Source organism: Actinoplanes sp. HUAS TT8 (genome assembly GCF_051380535.1).
Taxonomy (GTDB): Bacteria; Actinomycetota; Actinomycetes; order Mycobacteriales; family Micromonosporaceae; genus Actinoplanes.
Window position 1 is genome coordinate 11,298,958 of record NZ_CP195646.1, and the last position, 19,245, is coordinate 11,318,202.

At 71.7% G+C, this 19,245-nt stretch carries 13 protein-coding genes; 10 read left to right on the forward strand and 3 right to left on the reverse strand.

Features of this window, described 5'->3' with window-relative positions; translation table 11 throughout:
• Nucleotides 1-8 precede the first annotated feature (8 nt).
• The gene (locus ACSHV8_RS50445) at nucleotides 9-1,811 is read right to left on the reverse strand and encodes a glycogen debranching enzyme N-terminal domain-containing protein (protein WP_436527638.1); all 1,803 of its coding nucleotides are present in this window, start codon (nucleotides 1,809-1,811) and stop codon (nucleotides 9-11) included.
• 200 nt (nucleotides 1,812-2,011) lie between these two features.
• Here ACSHV8_RS50445 and glgX point away from each other — a divergent pair, with 200 nt between their 5' ends.
• The 8 genes from glgX (at nucleotide 2,012) to ACSHV8_RS50485 (ending at nucleotide 14,661) form a co-directional block, all read left to right on the forward strand.
• Nucleotides 2,012-4,123, forward strand: a complete 2,112-nt coding sequence (glgX, locus tag ACSHV8_RS50450; RefSeq protein ID WP_436527640.1) for a glycogen debranching protein GlgX — start codon at nucleotides 2,012-2,014, stop codon at nucleotides 4,121-4,123.
• Nucleotides 4,123-6,435: a malto-oligosyltrehalose synthase gene (gene treY / locus ACSHV8_RS50455; protein WP_436527642.1), complete on the forward strand. Its 2,313-nt coding sequence runs from the start codon at nucleotides 4,123-4,125 to the stop codon at nucleotides 6,433-6,435. The genes glgX and treY overlap by 1 nt, the downstream gene beginning before the upstream one ends.
• Nucleotides 6,432-8,165, forward strand: a complete 1,734-nt coding sequence (gene treZ, locus ACSHV8_RS50460; RefSeq protein WP_436527644.1) for a malto-oligosyltrehalose trehalohydrolase — start codon at nucleotides 6,432-6,434, stop codon at nucleotides 8,163-8,165. Before treY ends, treZ begins: the two co-directional genes overlap by 4 nt.
• Before the next feature lie 501 nt (nucleotides 8,166-8,666).
• Complete coding sequence (yidD, locus tag ACSHV8_RS50465) at nucleotides 8,667-8,834, forward strand: membrane protein insertion efficiency factor YidD (protein ID WP_436537344.1); 168 nt, start codon at nucleotides 8,667-8,669, stop codon at nucleotides 8,832-8,834.
• Between the two features lie 45 nt (nucleotides 8,835-8,879).
• On the forward strand, nucleotides 8,880-10,118 hold the full coding sequence (locus ACSHV8_RS50470; protein ID WP_436527646.1) for a transporter substrate-binding domain-containing protein: 1,239 nt from the start codon (nucleotides 8,880-8,882) through the stop codon (nucleotides 10,116-10,118).
• Entirely contained in the window at nucleotides 10,111-11,139 is a 1,029-nt protein-coding gene (locus ACSHV8_RS50475) for a hypothetical protein (protein WP_436527648.1), read from the forward strand. Before ACSHV8_RS50470 ends, ACSHV8_RS50475 begins: the two co-directional genes overlap by 8 nt.
• Nucleotides 11,140-11,220: 81 nt before the next feature.
• On the forward strand, nucleotides 11,221-11,943 hold the full coding sequence (locus ACSHV8_RS50480) for a PP2C family protein-serine/threonine phosphatase (RefSeq protein ID WP_436527649.1): 723 nt from the start codon (nucleotides 11,221-11,223) through the stop codon (nucleotides 11,941-11,943).
• Between the two features lie 69 nt (nucleotides 11,944-12,012).
• Entirely contained in the window at nucleotides 12,013-14,661 is a 2,649-nt protein-coding gene (locus tag ACSHV8_RS50485) for a putative bifunctional diguanylate cyclase/phosphodiesterase (RefSeq protein WP_436527651.1), read from the forward strand.
• A gap of 130 nt (nucleotides 14,662-14,791) precedes the next feature.
• On the opposite strand, the gene ACSHV8_RS50490 is transcribed toward ACSHV8_RS50485, so the two are convergent.
• On the reverse strand, nucleotides 14,792-15,565 hold the full coding sequence (locus tag ACSHV8_RS50490) for a methyltransferase domain-containing protein (RefSeq protein WP_436527652.1): 774 nt from the start codon (nucleotides 15,563-15,565) through the stop codon (nucleotides 14,792-14,794).
• Nucleotides 15,566-15,576: 11 nt separating this feature from the next.
• A complete protein-coding gene (gene hrpB, locus ACSHV8_RS50495; protein ID WP_436527653.1) occupies nucleotides 15,577-18,195 on the reverse strand; it encodes an ATP-dependent helicase HrpB in 2,619 nt (872 codons plus the stop codon).
• A 184-nt stretch (nucleotides 18,196-18,379) separates the two neighbouring features.
• Here hrpB and uraD point away from each other — a divergent pair, with 184 nt between their 5' ends.
• Both uraD and uraH read left to right on the forward strand, forming a co-directional pair.
• Nucleotides 18,380-18,886 carry a 2-oxo-4-hydroxy-4-carboxy-5-ureidoimidazoline decarboxylase gene (uraD, locus tag ACSHV8_RS50500; protein WP_436527655.1) on the forward strand — a complete coding sequence of 169 codons (507 nt, stop codon included), beginning with the start codon at nucleotides 18,380-18,382 and terminating at the stop codon, nucleotides 18,884-18,886.
• Nucleotides 18,876-19,238, forward strand: a complete 363-nt coding sequence (gene uraH / locus ACSHV8_RS50505) for a hydroxyisourate hydrolase (RefSeq protein ID WP_436527657.1) — start codon at nucleotides 18,876-18,878, stop codon at nucleotides 19,236-19,238. Before uraD ends, uraH begins: the two co-directional genes overlap by 11 nt.
• The last annotated feature ends 7 nt before the right edge of the window (nucleotides 19,239-19,245 follow it).

Below are 19,245 nucleotides of genomic sequence, written 5' to 3' on the forward strand. Positions count from 1 at the left end.
GATCCGGCTCACGGGAAATACCTCGTCTCGACTCGCAGCGTCTCAGCGACGGCCAGGGCGTCGAAGGGGCGGCCGAGGGCCGGGTGCGGGGCGTCGCCGTGGGCGGCCTCACCGACCGAGCCGACGCCCCATTCGCCGAGGTGGGCGGCCAGGCCGTCGAGCAGGCCGTCGACCGGGCGGCCGGTGGCCGCGCAGGCATCCGCGCACGCGCCGATCAGCCACGGACGCACGAGACCCTGGTCGGGGCCGGTGCCGTCGTAGCCGTACTCGTCCGGCGCGAGCGTCCGCAACCCGAGCGGGGTGAGCAGGGCCTCGCCGCAGGCCCGGACGGCCGCGCCGGGGTCGCCGCGCATCGGGCCGTGCGGCAGGGACCAGGCGAGCAGCTGGTACGGCCGCAGCGTCGGATCGTCGTGCGACGTCCCCGCCCCGAGCGGGTAGGGCGCGGCCGGCCCCTCCACGACGTCGTGCAGCCAGCCTTCGGGGGCCGGGAAGCGCCGCAGGAACGACTCCCGTGCCCGCGTGTGCCGCTCCCGGGGTTCGGTGTCGTCGCGCCCGCCCTCGGCCAGCAGGTCGGCCAGGGCGGCCAGGGCGTTCACCCACAGCGCGTTGATCTCCACCAGCTTCCCGACCCGCGCCGCGGGAGTGTCGCCGGCCGCGAGGGTGAGCAGGCCGTCGGCCGGGTCCAGGGTGAGCGGGCCGCCGTCGTTCAGGGACTGCCGCAGCAGGCGCCCGAGCGGGACGGCCAGCCGCCGGGCCAGGTCGCTGTCGCCGGTGCGGGTGACGTGCCGGTCGACCGCGTGGATCAGCCACAGCGGAGTGCCGGACGGCCGCTCGACCAGGGCTTTCAGCAGTTCGCGGCCTTCGTCGGCGCGTCCGGTGTCGAGCATCAGGCCCTCGTACGCGGCCAGCGGCGCGGCCCGCCCGGACCAGGGGTAGCCGTCGGCGAGCGCGGGCCCGTCGGCGGCCTGGATCACGAAGGTGTCGGCGGCCAGGGCGAGCGTCGCGGCGTACCCCTCCGCCTTGGCCGTCGTGACCAGCCGGTGAGCGCGCTCCCGCGCGGCGGCCAGGACCACCGGCGGCGCCGGCGGCCGTTCGGCCAGGTTCCCGGCCCAGGCCGAGACGGCCAGGGTCTCGCCCGGACCGGCCTGAGCGCCGAACGTGCCGGCGTGCCAGAGGTCCTCGGCCCGGTCGCCGGCGTGGGCGCCCACGTGCCACCGGCCGGCCGGCTGCCAGCCGGGTCCGGCCAGCCGGTACGCGCCGTCGACGATCACGCCGTCGGCCACCGGTTCGATCCGCAGCCCGGGTCCGTCGGCGCGGCGGGTGCCGTCGGCGACCCGCCAGGTGCACATCGCGGCGACGGTCAGGCCGACCGGGCCGGGGGCGCTGAGCACCCGGTGGACCACGGCCAGCGCGGACGTCCGGAAGCCGAAGGCCAGCTCGCGTTCGATCACCACGTCGCCGATCCGCCAGCGCCAGCGGGGTAGGCCGTCGGCGAGCGTGAACGTCTCCAGCAGGCGGTGGCCGTGCGGGTCGAGCCGGCCGGACTGCCACGCATGGGTGTACAGCGGAACTTTGGTCCCTGTGTGAAGCGTCACGGTGAGATCGAGTGCGGCCAAGGCCACATGTGGGGTCCGGCCGGGCCCGGCGACGGTCAGCAGGGCGTGCTCGGGGCGGGTCCGCAGGCCACTCACGGTGCCGCTCGCCCAGCCGCCCAAACCGTCGGTGACCAGCCATTCCCGGCCCGCGCCGGCGTCGGTCGCGGGGACGCCGCAGAGCTGCGGCCCGAGAATCAGTGGGTCAATCCGCGGCACGTCGTCCCTATGCTCGATCCTGAACATGCTAAACCCCCGTAAGGGGATAAATCAGCGCCTAATCGGACAGTCGCGCCGACGGTATCAGCCCCTCCCGGGAGAATGGCTGATGACGCGGCCGGACAGGATTAACGCATCCCGCGGAGGGGCATGAACCGCGGGCCGGTCGTGACGACCGAAGGCCGAGGGGAGCGCAACAGATGCAGGTCTGGCCTGGTCACCGGTACCCGCTGGGAGCTACCTACGACGGGACGGGCACCAACTTCGCGATCTTCTCCGAGGTGGCCGAGGCGGTGGAGCTCTGCCTCTTCGACGCCTCCGGGAACGAGCGCAAGGTCCTGCTGCACGAGCAGGACGCGTTCGTCTGGCACGCGTACCTACCGGGAGTCGAGCCGGGGCAGCGCTACGGCTACCGGGTGTACGGGCCGTACGAGCCGCACCGCGGGCTGCGCTGCAACCCGCACAAGCTGCTGCTCGACCCGTACGCGCGGGCCATCGACTCGGATATCGACTGGCACCCGTCGATGTACGCGTACGACTTCGACAACCCCGATCAGATGTCGGATCTGGACTCGGCGCCGTACATGCCCAAGGGCGTGGTGGTGAACCCGTACTTCGACTGGGGCAACGACCGCCGGCCGGACATTCCGTACCATCACTCGGTCATCTACGAGACCCACGTGAAGGGGCTCACCCAGCGGCACCCGGAGATTCCCCGGGACATGCGCGGGACGTATTCGGCGATCGGTCACCCGGCGACCATCGAGCACCTCAAGAGCCTGGGCGTGACCGCGGTCGAGTTGATGCCGGTGCACCAGTTCGTTCACGACAATCGCCTGCACGACCTGGGCCTGCGCAACTACTGGGGCTACAACACGCTGGGCTTCTTCGCGCCGTACCACGGGTATTCGTCGACCGGCACGCTCGGCCAGCAGACCCAGGAGTTCCGGGGCATGGTCAAGGCGCTGCACGCGGCCGGGATGGAGGTCATCCTGGACGTGGTCTACAACCACACCGCCGAGGGCAACCATCTCGGGCCGACGCTGTCGCTCAAGGGCATCGACAACCGGACGTACTACCGGCTCGTCGAGGACCAGCCGCAGTTCTACATGGACTACACCGGCACCGGGAACAGCCTGAACGTGCGCAGCCCGCAGAGCCTGCAGCTGATCATGGACTCGCTGCGCTACTGGGTGACCGAGATGCACGTGGACGGCTTCCGCTTCGACCTCGCCTCCACGCTGGCCCGCGAGTTCTACGACGTCGACCGGCTCTCCACGTTCTTCGAGGTGGTCCAGCAGGACCCGATCGTCGGCCAGGTCAAGCTGATCGCCGAGCCGTGGGACGTCGGCCCGGGCGGCTACCAGGTCGGCAACTTCCCGCCGAACTGGACCGAGTGGAACGGGAAGTACCGGGACACGGTCCGCGACTTCTGGCGCGGCGAGCCGGCCACGCTGGCCGAGTTCGCGTCCCGGATCACCGGGTCGGCCGACCTCTACCAGGACGACGGGCGCAAGCCGTTCCACTCGATCAACTTCGTCACCGCGCACGACGGGTTCACGCTCAACGACCTGGTGTCGTACAACGACAAGCACAACGAGGCCAACGGTGAGGAGAACCGGGACGGCGAGAGCCATAACCGGTCCTGGAACTGCGGCATCGAAGGCCCGACGGACGACCCGAAGGTGCTGGAGCTGCGGGCCAAGCAGCGCCGCAACTTCCTGGCCACGCTGATGCTCAGCCAGGGCGTGCCGATGATCTCGCACGGCGACGAGCTCGGGCGCACCCAGCAGGGCAACAACAACGCGTACTGCCAGGACGACGAGATCAGCTGGATCGACTGGGAGAACGCGGACGAGCATCTGCTGGAGTTCGCCCGCAAGCTGACCGCGTTCCGCCACCGCCACCAGGTGTTCCAGCGCCGCCGCTTCTTCACCGGGCTGCCGGTGACCGCCCGCGGCGGCGGCGACCCGCTGCCCGACCTGGAGTGGTTCACGCCGGACGGGCGGCAGATGGCCGGCGACGACTGGGGCAACGACTTCGGCCGGGCGGTCGCGCTCTTCGTCAACGGTGAGGGCATCCGCGAGCGCGGGCAGTACGGCCAGCGCCACGTCGACAGCTCGTTCCTGCTCTGCTTCAACGCGCACGACGCGCCCATCGAGTTCGCCACGCCTCCCGCGGAGTACGGGGAGAAGTGGGAGAAGGTCATCGAAACCGCCGAGCCGTCCCCAGATAGCCCGTCGGTCGTGGAGGCCGGCCACAAGATCTGGGTGCCGGACCGGTCCCTCATCGTGCTGGACAGGACTGTGTGATGCCCACATCCGACCACCCCACCACCGCCCTAAAACGGAATAAAAGCCGTCCTTCCAGTACTTACCGAGTTCAGGTCCGTCCCGACTTCCCGCTGAAGGCCACCGCCGAGCTCGCCGACTACCTGGCCGATCTCGGCGTCAGCCACCTCTACTCGGCGCCGCTGCTCACCGCGACGCCCGGTTCGCAGCACGGTTACGACGTCGTCGACCACACCCAGGTCAACCCCGAGCTCGGGGGTGCGGAGGGGCTGCGGGCCCTGTCCGAGGCGCTGAAGAACGCCGGGCTCGGCCTGGTCGTCGACATCGTGCCCAACCACGCCGGGGTCGCCGTCGCCAAGGCGAACCCCACGTGGTGGGACGTACTCAAGAACGGCGACAAGTCGGAGTACGCGAAGTTCTACGACATCGACTGGTCGCGCGGGAAACTGCTGCTCCCGGTGCTGGCCGACGACCCCGACGCGCTCGACGAGCTGACCGTCGAGGGCGACGAACTCGTCTACTTCGACAAGCGGTACCCGATCGCCGACGGCACCGGCGAGGGCTCGGCCCGCGAGGTGCACGACCGCCAGCACTACGAGCTGGCCAACTGGACCCGCGGCGACTCCGAGATCAACTACCGGCGGTTCTTCGCCATCACCGACCTGGCCGGGCTGCGCGTCGAGGACCCGGAGGTCTTCGACGCCACCCACGCCGAGATCCTGCGCTGGATCCGTGAGGGCCTGGCCGACGGCATCCGGGTCGACCACCCGGACGGGCTGCGCGACCCGGCGGCGTACCTGCAGCGCCTGCGCGACGCCGCCCCGGACGCCTGGCTGGTGATCGAGAAGATCCTGGAGCCGGGCGAGCACCTGCCCCGCTGGCCGGTCGCCGGCACCACCGGCTACGAGGCGATGGCCGAGGTCAACGGGGTCTTCGTGGACCCCGGCACGGAACCGTTCTTCGACACCCTCGACCACTACCTGACCGGCGGCACGACCTCGTACCAGAACCTGGTCCACGACACGAAGCACGACGTCGCCACCCGGATGCTCGCCGCCGAGCTGGGCCGGCTGGCCCGCCTGGTCCCGGAGATCGAGGCCGCGCCCCGGGCCCTGGCCGAGCTGGCCGCCTGCTTTCCGGTCTACCGCTCCTACCTGCCGGTCGGCGGTCGCCACCTGGCCCAGGCCCGCTCCGAGGCCGGGCGCCGGCGTCCGCAACTGATCAGCGTGTTCGATCAGCTCCTCGGCCGGCTGCGCAACCCGGAGGACGAACTGGCGATCCGCTTCCAGCAGTTCACCGGCGCGGTGATGGCCAAGGGCGTCGAGGACACCGCGTTCTACCGCTGGACCCGCTTCGCCGCCCGCAACGAGGTCGGCAACGAGCCGACCAAGTTCGGCGTCAGCGCCGACGAGTTCCACGAGTGCGCGCAGGCCCGCCGGCAGGACTGGCCGGACACCATGACGTCGCTGAGCACCCACGACACCAAGCGCGGCGAGGACGTCCGGGCCCGCCTGGCCGTCCTGTCCGAGGTGCCGGGCGACTGGACCGAGGTCGTCCGCCGCTGGGTCCGGATCGCTCCGCTACCGGACCCCTCCCTGGCCCATCTGATCTGGCAGGTCGCGGTGGGTGCGTGGCCGATCGAGAAAGAACGATTGCTGGCGTACGGGGTGAAAGCCGCCCGCGAGGCCGGGGTCGCCACCACGTGGCAGCACCCCGACGAGTCCTTCGAGAACGCGTTGCGCGCGATGATCGACAAGATCTACGACGACCCGGCGCTGCATCGCGAGGTGTCCGACTTCGCCGCCTCGATCACGCCGCCCGGCTGGTCCAACTCGCTCGGCCAGAAGCTCGTGCAGCTGGCCATGCCCGGTGTGCCCGACGTCTACCAGGGCACCGAGCTGTGGGACCGGTCCCTGGTCGACCCGGACAACCGCCGGCCCGTCGACTTCGGTGCCCGCCGCGAGCTGCTGGCCCGCCTCGACGACGGCTGGCTGCCCCCGGTCGACGAGACCGGCGCGGCCAAGCTGCTGGTGATCAGCCGCACGCTGCGGTTGCTGCGCCAGCGTCCGGAACTGTTCACGTCGTACCGTCCGGTCTTCGCCGAAGGCCGCGTCGGCGAGCACGTCCTGGCCTTCGACCGGGGCGGCGTGGTGGCGGTCGCCACCCGGCTCCCGGTCGGATTGTCACGCCACGGCGGATGGCACGACACCACGCTGTCACTCGACGGCCACAGTTGGACGGAAGTGTTCACGAACGCCAGCTACGGTGGCAATCGTCTGGCCGTCGCCGATCTTCTGCAGACCTATCCCGTCGCTTTGTTGGTGAAGGAATGACGACTTTCGAGGTATGGGCGCCGGAGAAGTCGCCCAAGCTGCGCCTGGGGGACCGGGAGCACGAGATGGAGCCGGGCGACGGCGGGTGGTGGCACCTGGACGTGCCCGACGCCGGTCCCGGCACCGACTATGCGTATGTGTTGAAGGACGTCGAGAACCCGGTTCCCGACCCGCGGTCGGCCTGGCAGCCGCAGGGCGTGCACGGGCCCAGCCGGCTCTACGACCACGACGCGTTCACCTGGAGCGACCGGTCGTGGAGCGGGCGGCAGGTGCCCGGCTCGGTGCTCTACGAGATGCACATCGGGACGTTCACGCCGGAGGGCACGTTCGACTCGGCCGTCGAGCGGCTCGACCACCTGGTGGAACTCGGGGTCGACCTGGTCGAGCTGCTGCCGGTCAACGCGTTCAACGGCGAGTACAACTGGGGTTACGACGGGGTCTGCTGGTTCGCGCCGCACGAGCGCTACGGCGGGCCGGACGGGTTGAAGCGCTTCGTCGACGCCGCCCACGGCAAGGGCCTGGGCGTGGTGCTCGACGTGGTCTACAACCACTTCGGGCCCTCCGGGGCGTACGCGCCGATGTTCGCCCCCTACCTCAGCACCGGCTCCAACACCTGGGGCAGCTCGCTCAACCTGGACGGTCCCGAGTCCGGTGAGGTGCGGCGCTACATCGCCGACAGCGTGCTGATGTGGCTGCGCGACTACCACGTGGACGGGCTGCGGCTGGACGCTGTGCACGCGCTGCACGACGAGGGCGCGGTGCACCTGCTGGAGCAGCTCGCGGTCGAGGTGGAGTCGCTGTCGACGGCGCTGCGGAGGCCGCTGTCGCTGATCGCCGAGTCCGACCTCAACGACCCCAAGCTGATCACCCCGCGCGAGGCCGGGGGGTACGGTCTGGGCGCCCAGTGGGACGACGACGTCCACCACGCGCTGCACGCCCTGCTCACCGGCGAGCGGCAGGGGTACTACGAGGACTTCGGGTCGCTGGACTGCCTGCGGACGGTTCTCGAGGGCGCGTTCTTCCACGCCGGGACCTGGTCGTCGTTCCGGGGCCGGCGTCACGGTCGCCCGGTCGACCGGCAGCGCACCGCCGGGCACCGGTTCGTCGCGTTCCTGCAGAACCACGACCAGATCGGCAACCGCGCGATCGGGGACCGGCTGACCGCGACGCTCTCGCCCGGGCTTCTCCGGGTCGGCGCGACGCTGCTGCTCACGTCGCCGTTCACGCCGATGCTGTTCATGGGCGAGGAGTGGGCGGCGACCAGCCCGTGGCAGTTCTTCACCAGCCACCCCGAGCCCGAGCTGGCCGCCGCGGTGCAGAACGGGCGGCGCCGCGAGTTCGCCCGGCACGGCTGGGCCGAGACCGAGGTGCCCGACCCGCAGGACCCGGCGACGTTCGAGCGTTCCAAGCTGGACTGGTCGGAGCTGGGCAAGGCCGGGCACGCGGAGATGCTGGCGCTCTACAAGAAGCTGATCCGGCTGCGCCGTGAGATGCCCGACCTGACCGATCCGTGGCTGTCCGACGTCGAGGTGTGGCACGGGGACCGGTTCGTGGTGATCCGTCGCGGGCGGCACGCGGTCGCGGCCAACCTGGCCGAGACGCCGCAGACGGTCAGCCTGCGGGCCGTGCCGTCGGCGGTGCTGCTGGCCACGGCCGAGGGCGTGGTCCTCGAACGCGACCGGGTCCTGCTCCCGCCGGAGAGTGCTGTGGTGGTCCGCACGTCCCGCTGACCGGTTTCCGCTCCGAACCCGTCCATGTCGCCGTGGGCGGGTTTGTTGCTCTGACCGCAACCACCCGACCACGTCGCCCTTTCGGGCCTCGCGTTCTGGGCGCGCCAGCGCCCTGCGAGGGTCGGAAGGGTCCCCGCGGGAGCGGCGGTCTTGACCACAGCGGAGATAGGACATGAAAGATCTTGAAGTTGATCTTTTCGGGGGAGAGCCCGGGTTGAGGGCGTCCGGCACTATGGGCCGGTGGAAAACGTGCCTGGGGATCTGTTGGGACAGCCTCCGGAGGATCCGGAGCAGAAGAAAGACCCCTGGTACAACAACTGCGACTGCAATCCCGGTTGTGATCTGCCGGATTGCGATGTTCCGGGTTGTGACTGCGATGTTCCCGGGTGCGATTTCTTCCGGTTGAGCTCGCTGCTGACCGTTGTCGCGCTGCTCGGGCATCGGTCCACCGCGCGGCCCGCGGAACGGGCGGTCGTCGCCGCTATTCGGGGATATCGGAAAGTGTCGCCACGCCTTCCCACGCGGTGCCGATTCCGGCCGACGTGCAGTGCTTATGCCTTGGAGGCCATTCAGAGGTACGGACTCGGCCGGGGCCTGCGGATGGCCGCCGCGCGTCTTCGCCGGTGTGGTCCGCGGGTTCCACTCGGGACGGGGGATCCCGTGCCGTGACCCGGATGGTGCACGATGGCCCGATCGCAACGTTGGGGAGGGCCGATGGGGGAGCCTGTGGACGGGACCTCGCGCGGGTCTGATTCGAGCCCTTTGCCGCCCTCTTCTCCGGCGGCGCCGGCGGCCGATCCGGGGCGCGAGGGTGTCCGGGCCGGCGCGTCGTTCGGGGCCGGTATCCCGCCGCAGCTGCGCCGGGTGTGGAAGTTGCGGAAACGCACGCTGGAGGACATCGCCGCGCGGGACATCGCGGTGCACGAGGCGGTCGACGAGGGGCGGCTGCCGCTGCCGCCCGAGCCGGAGACGCTACGCGAGCCGGAGGCGCTGCCGGAGCCGCCCGAGCGGTTCAACCTGGCCGCGTTGCGGCTGGCCGGGCTCGGGCTGGCGCTGGTGCTGGCGATGGGGCTGACGCTGGTGCGGCTGCTGGTCGGCGGGCCGCCGTCGATCGACGAGCTGCGCGCGCAGGCCGGGGTCGACAGCTGGCCGGTGCTCGACATCGGCGTGAAGGACGATCAGTACGGGACGGCGTACTACGACCGGGAGAAGAAGATCTGGTCGGGGTTCGACATCGACATCGCGTACATGATCGCCGAGGATCTCGGTTTCCGGCGCGACCAGGTCCGGTTCTACGGCATGGAGTCCGAGGACCGGGCACGGATGCAGGCCAACGACGTCGACGGCAAACGCGTGCCGGTCAAGATGGTGATCGCCAGTTACAGCATCACCGCCGACCGGAAGGCCGCCGGGGTTACGTTCTCGCAGGAATACCTCGACACCGAGCAGTCGGTGATAACACTCAAGGGCCATTCCTCGGTCTCCGCGCTGCAGGATCTGACCGGTCAACGCGTCTGCACGCTCTCCACCTCGACGAGTGAGAGCGCACTGGACAAGGCGAACGCCAAGACCTTCCGGAAGAACCGGGTCTCGGAATGCTTCACGATGCTGGACAACCATGAGGTGGACGCGGTCAGCACGGACGCCGCGATCCTGGCCGGGTGGAAAGCGAAATTCCCCGAGAAGTACGAACATTGGGACCTCGGCCTCGACGCGATCGAGCGCTGGGGCGTCAACGTGGGGAACAATCCCGCGCTGAAGGAATTGGTCGACATCACGCTCTACCGGTCCTATGCCGACCCGCACGACGAGCGGTGGGAGAAGGCTTACCAGGACAATCTGCAGGTCGAGACCGCGCAGAACGGGAAAATTCCGATAGCGGTCGCCGAACAGCCGCGAGTGACCCGGCCGAACGTGCGGGAGCTGCCGTGGGAAAGCCTGCTCAATGAGTAGCGACATCTTCGCCAAAGGGCCGGTGATCGCGCCGCGGCGCCGGCGGTCGCAGCTGAACTGGCTGTTCACCGTGCTGCCGGCGTTCCCGCTGATGCTGCTCGTGCTGCGGCTGTGGTACTTGAGCCGGCAGGACCTGCCGACGATGCTGCTGCTGGTGCAGTACATCAGCCCGCTCGGCATGATCAGTGCGCTCTTCATCACGCTGAGCTGGGCGATCCCGGCGGTGATCCTGACCCTGCGGGTGCTCGGCGGCATCCTGCTGGTCAGCAAACCGGACGACGCCGGGCGCTCGCCGATCGCGGTCGCCGCGCTGCGGATGCCCGACTGGGTGGTGCTGATCGCCATCCTGATCGCCGGTTTCACCTGGCAGCTGCGTCTGCTCCCGACACTGCAGATGCTGATCGTGGCGGTGCTCGGGCTGACCGCGGTGCAGCGGCTGCGGGCCGGGCCGTGGGTGATGGCCTGGATCACGCTCTGGGTGCCGATCCTCATCGGCGCGCTCACCTGGGTCTTCGTCTGGCCGGGGGTGGTCGCCGCGATCCACGAGGGCGAGTTCGGCACGGCCATCCTGCTCGGGGTGCCGCCACTGCTCGGACCGTTGCTGACCGGGCCGGTCCCGGCCGGCTGGGCGCGACTGGTCACGCACTGGCCGGCCACCGCGGCCGCGCTGGCGCTGCCGATCGTGGTCGGCGTCGTCTTCCTGCGCGCGCCGGTGCTGCCCAGCAGCGCCATCGAGGTCGGCCCCGAGGGCGGCCCGATCCAGGAGGTGATCGTCGGGCAGATGATCGCCGTCGACGACACCTCGACGACGATGCTGCTGGCCACCGGCGAGGTCAAGTTCGTGTCGAACGGCGAGGTACGGTCGAAGACCCTCTGCCCCGAACCGGTGCGGCCACCGGAGAGCGCCGTGGCCGTCCGCGGCTGGGCGGTGGAGACGACCGTACTCGAATGGATCGCACCGACACGGAAGGTGACCGAAATCGATTCAAGGTGTCTGGGGCGGCCCAATGTGCCGGGCTGAGGGTATTTTCGGCGACGACATGTGCGACATGCCGCCCACCACGTGCAGACAGCCAGCCATCGACCTGGCAGGCTGCACGCCATGACCTTGCACCTTCGTTGGGCGGCCGTCACCGACCAAGGACACGTCCGGAGCAACAACGAGGACGGTCACTACGCCGGTGACCAGCTCCTCCTCGTTGCCGACGGCATGGGCGGCATGGCCGCCGGCGATCTGGCCAGCCGGATCACCGTGGAGTCCATGGTCTCGCTCGACGCGCCGATCGACACCGAACATCAGATGGACGCGCTGCACAAAGGGCTCGAGCTGGCCAACCGGCGGATCGCCGAGACCGTGGCCGCCGACCCCTCGCTCCAGGGGATGGGCACGACGCTGACGGCGGTGCTCTTCAACGGCGAGCGGGCGGCCATGGCCCACGTCGGCGACTCCCGGGCCTACCTGCTGCGCGACGGCCGGCTGAACCAGCTGACCAAGGACGACACGTACGTCCAGATGCTCGTCGACCAGGGCCTGATCAAGCCCGAGGAGGCGGCCGGGCATCCGCGTCGTGCGGTGGTGACGCGGGTGCTCCAGGGCGAGCCGGTGAGCCCGGCCTACGTGATCGTCGAGCCACAGGCCGGCGACCGCTGGCTGCTGTGCAGCGACGGACTGACGGGCGTCGTGAACGATGCGACCATCGAAGAAGAGATGCGGATCGTTCCCGATCCCAAGGCGTGCGCGGAGAGGCTTGTCGATCTCGCGTTGCGCGGCGGGGGGCCGGACAACGTCACGGTGGTCATCGCCGACGTGACCGACGGGGACTGAGCCGGTATTTTCATCCGGCCGTGGATCATGCCCGCGGCCCGGACACTGGTGGTGATCACGACGGCGCGCTTGATCGGGACTGTGGCGCTCGCCCTCGCGGTGGTCGCGGTCGGTGAGCTCGTGGGTGCGCCCCGGCTCTACACCGACACCGCGCAACTCGCCGCGGGAGCGATCGCGGCCTGGGCGTGCCTGGTCGCGGCCCGCCGCCGGGCCGGCATCCCCCGCAACTGGCGGTTCCTGGCCGCGGGCGGGCTCGTCGCCTGGTCGGCGGTCCGCGTCCGGTGGGTGATCCAGGACCTGAGCGGGCACGACCGGCTGGCCGACCCGTCGGTCTTCGACATCGGCTTCGTGGTGCTGCCCGTCTGCATGCTGCTCGGCCTGCTCGGCGTCACCCGGACGCGACCGCGGCCGGTGCCCACCTCACCCCGTCGCGACCAGATCGCGCTGGTCATCGACAGCGTGCTGATCACCGGCTCGGTGCTGGCGCTGTGCTGGACGTCGTCGTGCCTGAACGCGGTCGCCGACTGGGACTCGCTGGCCTGGTGGGTGGCCGCATACCCGATCGCCGACCTGATCCTGTTCACCATGGTGGTGCTGCTGCTCACCACCCGGCCCGACTCGCCCGCCGGGCGGCGGCCGCTGATGCTGATCGGGGCGGCACTGCTGGCGCTCGGCACGGCCGACACCGTACGGCTGCTCGGGATCGGGCCGTCGTGGCTGCAGGTCAGCGGTCACCTGCTCGGGCCCGCGTTCATCGCGCTGGCCGCGCTCAGCCCGGCCCGGCCGTCGCCGCTGCCCCGGGACGTGAGCGCGTTGCAGCGGGACTGGTTCCACCTGCTGCTGCCGTACGTGCCGGTGCTGGTCACCGGGGTGCTGCTGCTCGTCCGCACGGCGACCGGGAATCCGCTGACCCCCTTCCAGGCGTACCTGGGGTGGCTCGGGCTCGGACTCGTGGTGACCCGGCAGATGATCACGATCCTGGACAACACCGTGCTGCTCGGGCGGGTTGCGGAAACCCAGCGGCGGCTGCACCACCAGGCGTACCACGACCCGCTGACCGGGCTGGCCAACCGCGCACTGTTCCGGGAACGGCTCGTGCTGGCCCTCGACGCCAACCAGCATCGGGGTACGCCGGTGGCGGTGCTCTTCGCCGACCTGGACGACTTCAAACTGATCAACGATACGTACGGGCATGCGCTGGGCGATCGGGTTCTGCACGCGATCGGGGAACGGTTGCGGGCCTCCGTGCGGCCGCAGGACCTGGTCTCCCGACTCGGCGGGGACGAGTTCGCCGTCGTGCTCGACCAGAGCGATGTGGTGGCGCCGACGCCGGCCGCACCCGAGTCGATGCTGCGGCGGGTGGTGGGGCGGCAGCGGCGGTATGTGCTGTCGGCGGCCGGGATCAAGGTGTCCCGTGGGGGAGGGGCGGGGCGTTGGCCGGGTGGGGCTCGGCCGCCTGCTCGTCGCCGGACCGATTTGCTCGCGCCTCCCGCGCCCGCGCCTGCCGCGCCTGTACCTTCCGCGCCGGTAGCCTCCGGGCCCGTGTCTTCCGGGTCCGCGTCCAACGGGGTCGTTCTGAACGGGCGGGTGTCCGGGGTTTCGGCACCCTCGCCTCGGTCCTCCTTTTCGGCGGCCTCCCGGCCCGCCGGATCGGTGGAGACTCCGGAATTCGACGCGGCGTCGGCCGAGGATCGGGCCTGGGTCGAAGAAGCGGAAGGGATCGGGGAACGGGTGCTCGCCGCGCTCCGCGAGCCGTACCTGATCGACGGCCGCGCGGTCAGCGTCGGCGCCAGCATCGGCCTGGTCGTGGCCGAACCCGGCGACCGGCTCTCGGCCGACCTGCTCCTGCGCCGCGCCGACGCCGCCATGTACGCGGTCAAGCGCCGCGGCAAAGGCGCACTGATCCGCTACACCGGACCGGTCCACGGCCCGAACGCCGACCTGCCGCAGCTGCTGGCCGGCGCGCTCAGCGGAGGCAGCCCCGCGGCGGCCGGGTTCGAAGTCTTCTACCAGCCGATAGTCCGCCTCAGCGACCACGCGACGGTGGCCGTCGAAGCACTGGCCCGCTGGACCGACCCGATCGCCGGACCGGTCCACCCCGACGTCTTCGTCACCATGGCCGAACGCACCGGCCTGGTCTCGGCCATCGACGACTTCGTGCTCAACCAGGCCTGCGCCGACGCCCAGGCCCTGGCCGACCGCTTCGGCCGCCCGATCGGCGTGCACGTCAACGTCTCGGCCGGCCGGCTCGGCCAGCAGAGCCTGGAGGACGCGGTCGAAGCGGCCCTGGCCCGGCACGCCATGCCCCCGGACCGGCTGATCGTCGAGATCACCGAAACCCTCCGCATCCCCGACCTGCCCCGCGCCGCCGCCATGGTCGAACGCCTCCGCGCCCGCGGCGTGCGCGTGGCCCTGGACGACTTCGGCAGCGGGTACAACGCGCTTGCCCAACTCCACGGCATGCCGGTGGACACGGTGAAACTCGACTCGACCCTGACCGACGTGGACACCGCCCCGGACCGGGCCGGCGCCCTCTGCCGCTCGGTACTCGCGATCTGCGCCGACCTCGGCATCACCGTGGTCGCCGAAGGGATCGAGACCCCTGAACGGGCGGCCGCGCTGTCGGAGCTCGGGTGCCCGCTCGGCCAGGGCTACCTGTTCGGGCCGCCGGCGCGGCTGGCCGACCTCGGCCGTCCCGCCCCGAAACCCAACCCCTGACCCCGCTCAGCCGCCGGCCGCGCCGCCCAGCTGTCGGCCGCGGCGGTCGGTGGGTCGCTGGCCGTGCGGTTTCTGGCCGCCTCCGGGCGGCCTGGTCGGAGCCTCCTTCCTTCTGCCGGCGGGTCTGCGATCAGGGGCGACGGGCGAAGACGTGGGTCAGGGCGGCGACGCCCCGATACGGATCGGTGGATCCGGCCCGGGTCTCGGCGGCCAGGATCCGGGTCAGCTCCTCGGTGCCGGGCAGGGGAGCGTCGTCGGGGACGGTGTCGGTGAGGACGCGGACGCCGTACCAGGTGAAGACCTCCAGCCCGCGGCCGCTCAAGGCCGCGGTCAGGTCGGACAGCCGGTCGGCGCGGGCCGGGATGCCCAGGCGATTGCCGTAGGCCGGATCGTCGAACGCCTTCAGCGCCTCGGACCAGTCCCCGAGCAGGCCGGGCCGCATGGCCAAGCCGTCGGCGTTGCGGACCAGCAGCGACAGGACGCCGCCGGGAGCCATCATCCGGGCCAGGTCGGTGAGGATCGGGCCGGGGTCGGCGAAGTACATCAGCAGCCCGTGGCAGAGCACGGCGTCGAAGCAGCCCGGCGAGAAAGTCCCGCCCAGCCGCGTCGCGTCGGCCCGGACGATCTGGACCCGGTCACGGACCTCGGCCGGCTCCTCGGCGAGCGAGCGCCGCAACGACTCCAGCATCTGTTCCGACGAGTCGAGCGCGGTCACGTCGTAGCCGAGCCGGGCCAGCCGCAACGCCTGCGTACCCTGCCCGCAGCCGACGTCGAGGACCCGCGGGGCGTCGGGTTTCAGGTGCTCGGCCAGTTGGGCGGCCACCACCTCCTGACGCACCACCTGGCGCAGCGTGCCCATGCGGGCCAGCCAGGTCTTCTCGGCCGGGACGAACGTGGTCGACATGGTGATCTCCTTCATCGGGAACGGGGGTTGGCCCGCCGCGTCGGCGGCGCGCTCATCGGGTCCTCGGGCCACGGGTGGCGCGGATAGCGGCCGCGCATCTCGGCGCGGACCTGCGGATATCCCTGCACCCAGAACGAGGCCAGGTCGCGGGTGACCGCCACCGGCCGGCCCGCGGGGGAGAGCAGGTGCAGCAGGACCGGGACCCGCCCGTCGGCCAGGCGGGGCGCGTCCCGCCAGCCGAACGCCTCCTGCACCTTGACCGCGAGCACCGGCGCGGCCGGATCGGAGTAGTCCACCCGGATCTGCGAGCCGCTCGGCACCGGTAGTCGTTCCGGGGCGACCTCGTCCAGCCGCCCGGCCACCGACCACGGCAGGAGCCGTCGCAGGGCGGACGCCACGTCGAGTTTCGCCAGGTCGGACCGGCGGCGGGCCTTTCCGGTCTCCAGCCACTGCTCGGCGTGCTCCAGCAGGGCGGTGTCGGAGACGTCGGGCCAGGGATCACCGAGCGCGGCGTGCGCGAACGCCAGCCGGGCGCGCAGCTCCTCGGCCGTGCGGCTCCAGGTCAGCAGGCTCAGGCCGGTCGCGCGCAGCCCGGCCAGCAGGGCCTCGCGCAGCGCGGCGGGCTCCGGATCGGTCAGCCGGACGCTGGCCAGGGTGATCGCGCCGAGCCGGCGGACCCGCCGGGCGACCACGTCGTCGTCGATCCAGCCGACCTCGGTCTCCTCGCTGAGCAGCGCACTCGCGACCTCGCGGGCGGTGGCCTCGTCGAGCGGAGCGGCACTGCGGATCCGGGCCGTCCGCGCGCCGGCGGCCCGGTCGGCGGCGGCCACGGCCAGCCACGGCGTGCCGGCCAGCGCACTTCCCGGTGGCAGGTCGGCCGCGGTGCCGCCGGCCATCAGGTAGGCCCGGCCGCCGGGCTCGCGGGCCAGCGCCACCCGCTCCGGAAAGGCCAGCCCCACCACCAGCCCGGTGGCCAGGTCATCAGGTACCCGATCCCGCGCCCCCCGGACACCGCCCGACCCGGACGCGGCCACGACGGACGGCTCGGCGGAGGCGGCGGGCCGTGCGGTGGCGGAGGCGGTCGGTGCGGTGGACGCGGCGGGCGTGTCGGAGGCATCCGCGGCGGGCGGTTCGGTGGAGGCGGCCGCGGTCAGACGACGTACCTCGGAATGGAAAGCGGAACCACCGGCGGCCCGAGCCCGCCGAACGGCCGCGACCAGGTCGTCGGTCGCGTTTCCGGGGTCGTCGAGGACCGCGATGATCTCCGCGGCCCGCCGGGCGCCGACCAGCCCGGCGCCGTCGAGCAGTGCGCGGGCCAGGCGCGGATGCAGGCCCGCACCGGCCAGGGCGCGTCCGCGCGGGGTCACCCGGCCCGCGTCGTCGACCGCGCCGAGATCGTGCAGCGTCGAGGTGGCCGCGCGCAGGGCGCCGGCGGGCGGCTGGTCGGGCAGGGCGAGGCCGCTGCCGGTGGGATCGCCCCAGAGCGCCAGGTCGAGGGCGAAACCGGTCAGGTCGGCCGCTGCGATCTCCGGCTCGGGCTGCGCCGGGAGACGGTCGTGCTGGGCCTCTGACCAGCACCGATAGGCTCGCCCGGGGGCCTCGCGACCGGCCCGGCCGGCGCGCTGCACGGCCGAGGATCGGGACACCGGAACGGTCACCAGTGCGCCCAGGCCACGCGAGTGATCCATCCGGGGCACCCGGCTCAAACCGCAGTCGACCACTGCCCGCACCCCGGGCACGGTCAGGCTGCTCTCCGCGACCGCGGTGGCCAGGACGACGCGGCGGCGCGGGCCGGGCCGCAGCGCGGCATCCTGCGCCGCGCCGGACTGGCGGCCGTGCAGCGGCACCACGTCGGCGTCCAGGCCGCGCAGCCGGGTGGCGACCGTCTCGATCTCGCGGGCGCCGGGCAGGAAGACCAGCACGTCACCGTCGCCGTCGGCGAGCGCGCGACGGGTGGTCGCGGCGACGTGGTCGAGCAGTTTCGGATCGACGCGCAGGCCGAGCGGCGGGGCGATCGGGCCGGTGGGCGGTGACCAGATCACCTCGATCGGATGAGTTCGCGCGTACGCGGTCAGGACCGGCCCGCCCAGCACCTGCGCCAACCGGTCCGAGTCGGCCGTCGCCGACGTCGCCAGCAGGCGCAACTCGGGCCGGAGCACGCTGCGCACGTCGATCAGGAAGGCGAGGGCGAGATCGGAGTCGAGGTGCCGCTCGTGGCACTCGTCGAGGATCACCGCCGTGGCGCCGCCCAGCTCCGGATCGCGCTGCAGACGGCGGACGAGCAGGCCGGTGGTGACCACCTCGACGACGGTGCGCCGGGAGACCCGGCGGTCGCCGCGCACCGCATAACCCACGCGCTCGCCGACCGGCTCGCCCAGCAGCGCGGCCATCCGGTGGGCGGCGGCCCGGGCCGCGACCCGCCGCGGCTCGGCGACCAGCACCCGGCCGCCACCGGTGAGAGCGGCCGACGCCCAGCCCGCACCGGCCAGCGCGAGCGGCACGAGGGTGGTCTTGCCGGTGCCGGGCGGAGCGACCAGGACCGCCGCGCCGGCCTCGGCCAGCGTGGTGGTCAACTCCGGCAGCAGGTCGCGGACCGGAAGATCGGGCAGGTTCTCGGCGGGGATCAGCACGCGCCAAGTCTTGCCGATCCCACCGACAACTTTTTCGGGCCTGTGGACAACCGCGGCGTTGTCCACAGGCCCATGTTTCGGCCGGAGGATCGTGGCAAGGTGGCCGTGTTAATTCTTCGCTCCGCCGGTGCCCGCGGCGGAGCGGGCCTGCTTGACTGATCAACACGGAAGAGGGGGTGAGGCGATGAGTGCGGTGCAGTCGTTCAACGCGCTGCCGGCCGAGCGCCTGACGGAGCAGCTGCTGGCCTGCCTGGCCACGCCGTCCTGGGGCGACAGGATCGCCGCGGGCCGGCCGTTCGCCGACCGGGACGCGATCGTCGTCGCGGCCGATGCCGCCGCCCGGGGCCTGACCTGGGACGAGGTTCTGCAGGGCCTGTCCGCGCATCCCCGCATCGGCGAGCGTGCGGCCGGTGACTCCCGCGAGGCGGCCTGGTCCCGCGCCGAGCAGTCGGCCGCGGCGCGCAGTGCCGACGACGAGACGAAAGAGGCGTTGATCGCCGCGAATCGGGAGTACGAGGAGCGGTTCGGCCACGTCTTCCTGATCTTCGCGAGCGGTCGCAGCCAGGCCGAGATCCTGGCCGCGGCCCGCGAGCGGCTGGGCAACGACGAGGCGACCGAGCGGGCGATCGTCGCCGAGGAGCTTCGCAAGATCGCCGGGCTGCGGCTGGAGCGGGTGCTCGATGCCCTCTGACGACGGCACCGCAGCCGAGTTCCACGCCCGGATCTCGACCCACATCCTGGACACCGTCACCGGCGACCCGGCCGGGAATGTCTACGTGCGGCTGGAGCGTCGCGACGCGGACGGCTGGCGGACCCTCGACGAGGGGCGCACCGACGCCGACGGCCGGTTGCGCTATCGCGTGCCGGTCCGCGACTGGCAGGCCGGGGGTTACCGATTGCTCTTCTACGTGGAGCCGTATCTCGGCAAGGAGGCCTTCTTCCCGGAGATCACGATCGCCTTCCACGTGCACGACCCGGAACGCCATTACCACGTGCCGCTGCTGCTCAGCCGGTACGGCTACACCACCTATCGAGGGAGCTGAACCCCGT

Excerpts from the sequence above, each read along its gene's own strand:
- ACSHV8_RS50480 (WP_436527649.1), top strand. The coding sequence starts at position 11,221 with ATGACCTTGCACCTTCGTTGGGCGGCCGTCACCGACCAAGGACACGTC.
- ACSHV8_RS50490 (WP_436527652.1), bottom strand. The coding sequence starts at position 15,565 with ATGTCGACCACGTTCGTCCCGGCCGAGAAGACCTGGCTGGCCCGCATG.
- treY (WP_436527642.1), top strand. The coding sequence starts at position 4,123 with ATGCCCACATCCGACCACCCCACCACCGCCCTAAAACGGAATAAAAGC.
- uraD (WP_436527655.1), top strand. The coding sequence starts at position 18,380 with ATGAGTGCGGTGCAGTCGTTCAACGCGCTGCCGGCCGAGCGCCTGACG.
- ACSHV8_RS50475 (WP_436527648.1), top strand. The coding sequence starts at position 10,111 with ATGAGTAGCGACATCTTCGCCAAAGGGCCGGTGATCGCGCCGCGGCGC.
- uraH (WP_436527657.1), top strand. The coding sequence starts at position 18,876 with ATGCCCTCTGACGACGGCACCGCAGCCGAGTTCCACGCCCGGATCTCG.
- treZ (WP_436527644.1), top strand. The coding sequence starts at position 6,432 with ATGACGACTTTCGAGGTATGGGCGCCGGAGAAGTCGCCCAAGCTGCGC.
- ACSHV8_RS50470 (WP_436527646.1), top strand. The coding sequence starts at position 8,880 with ATGGGGGAGCCTGTGGACGGGACCTCGCGCGGGTCTGATTCGAGCCCT.
- glgX (WP_436527640.1), top strand. The coding sequence starts at position 2,012 with ATGCAGGTCTGGCCTGGTCACCGGTACCCGCTGGGAGCTACCTACGAC.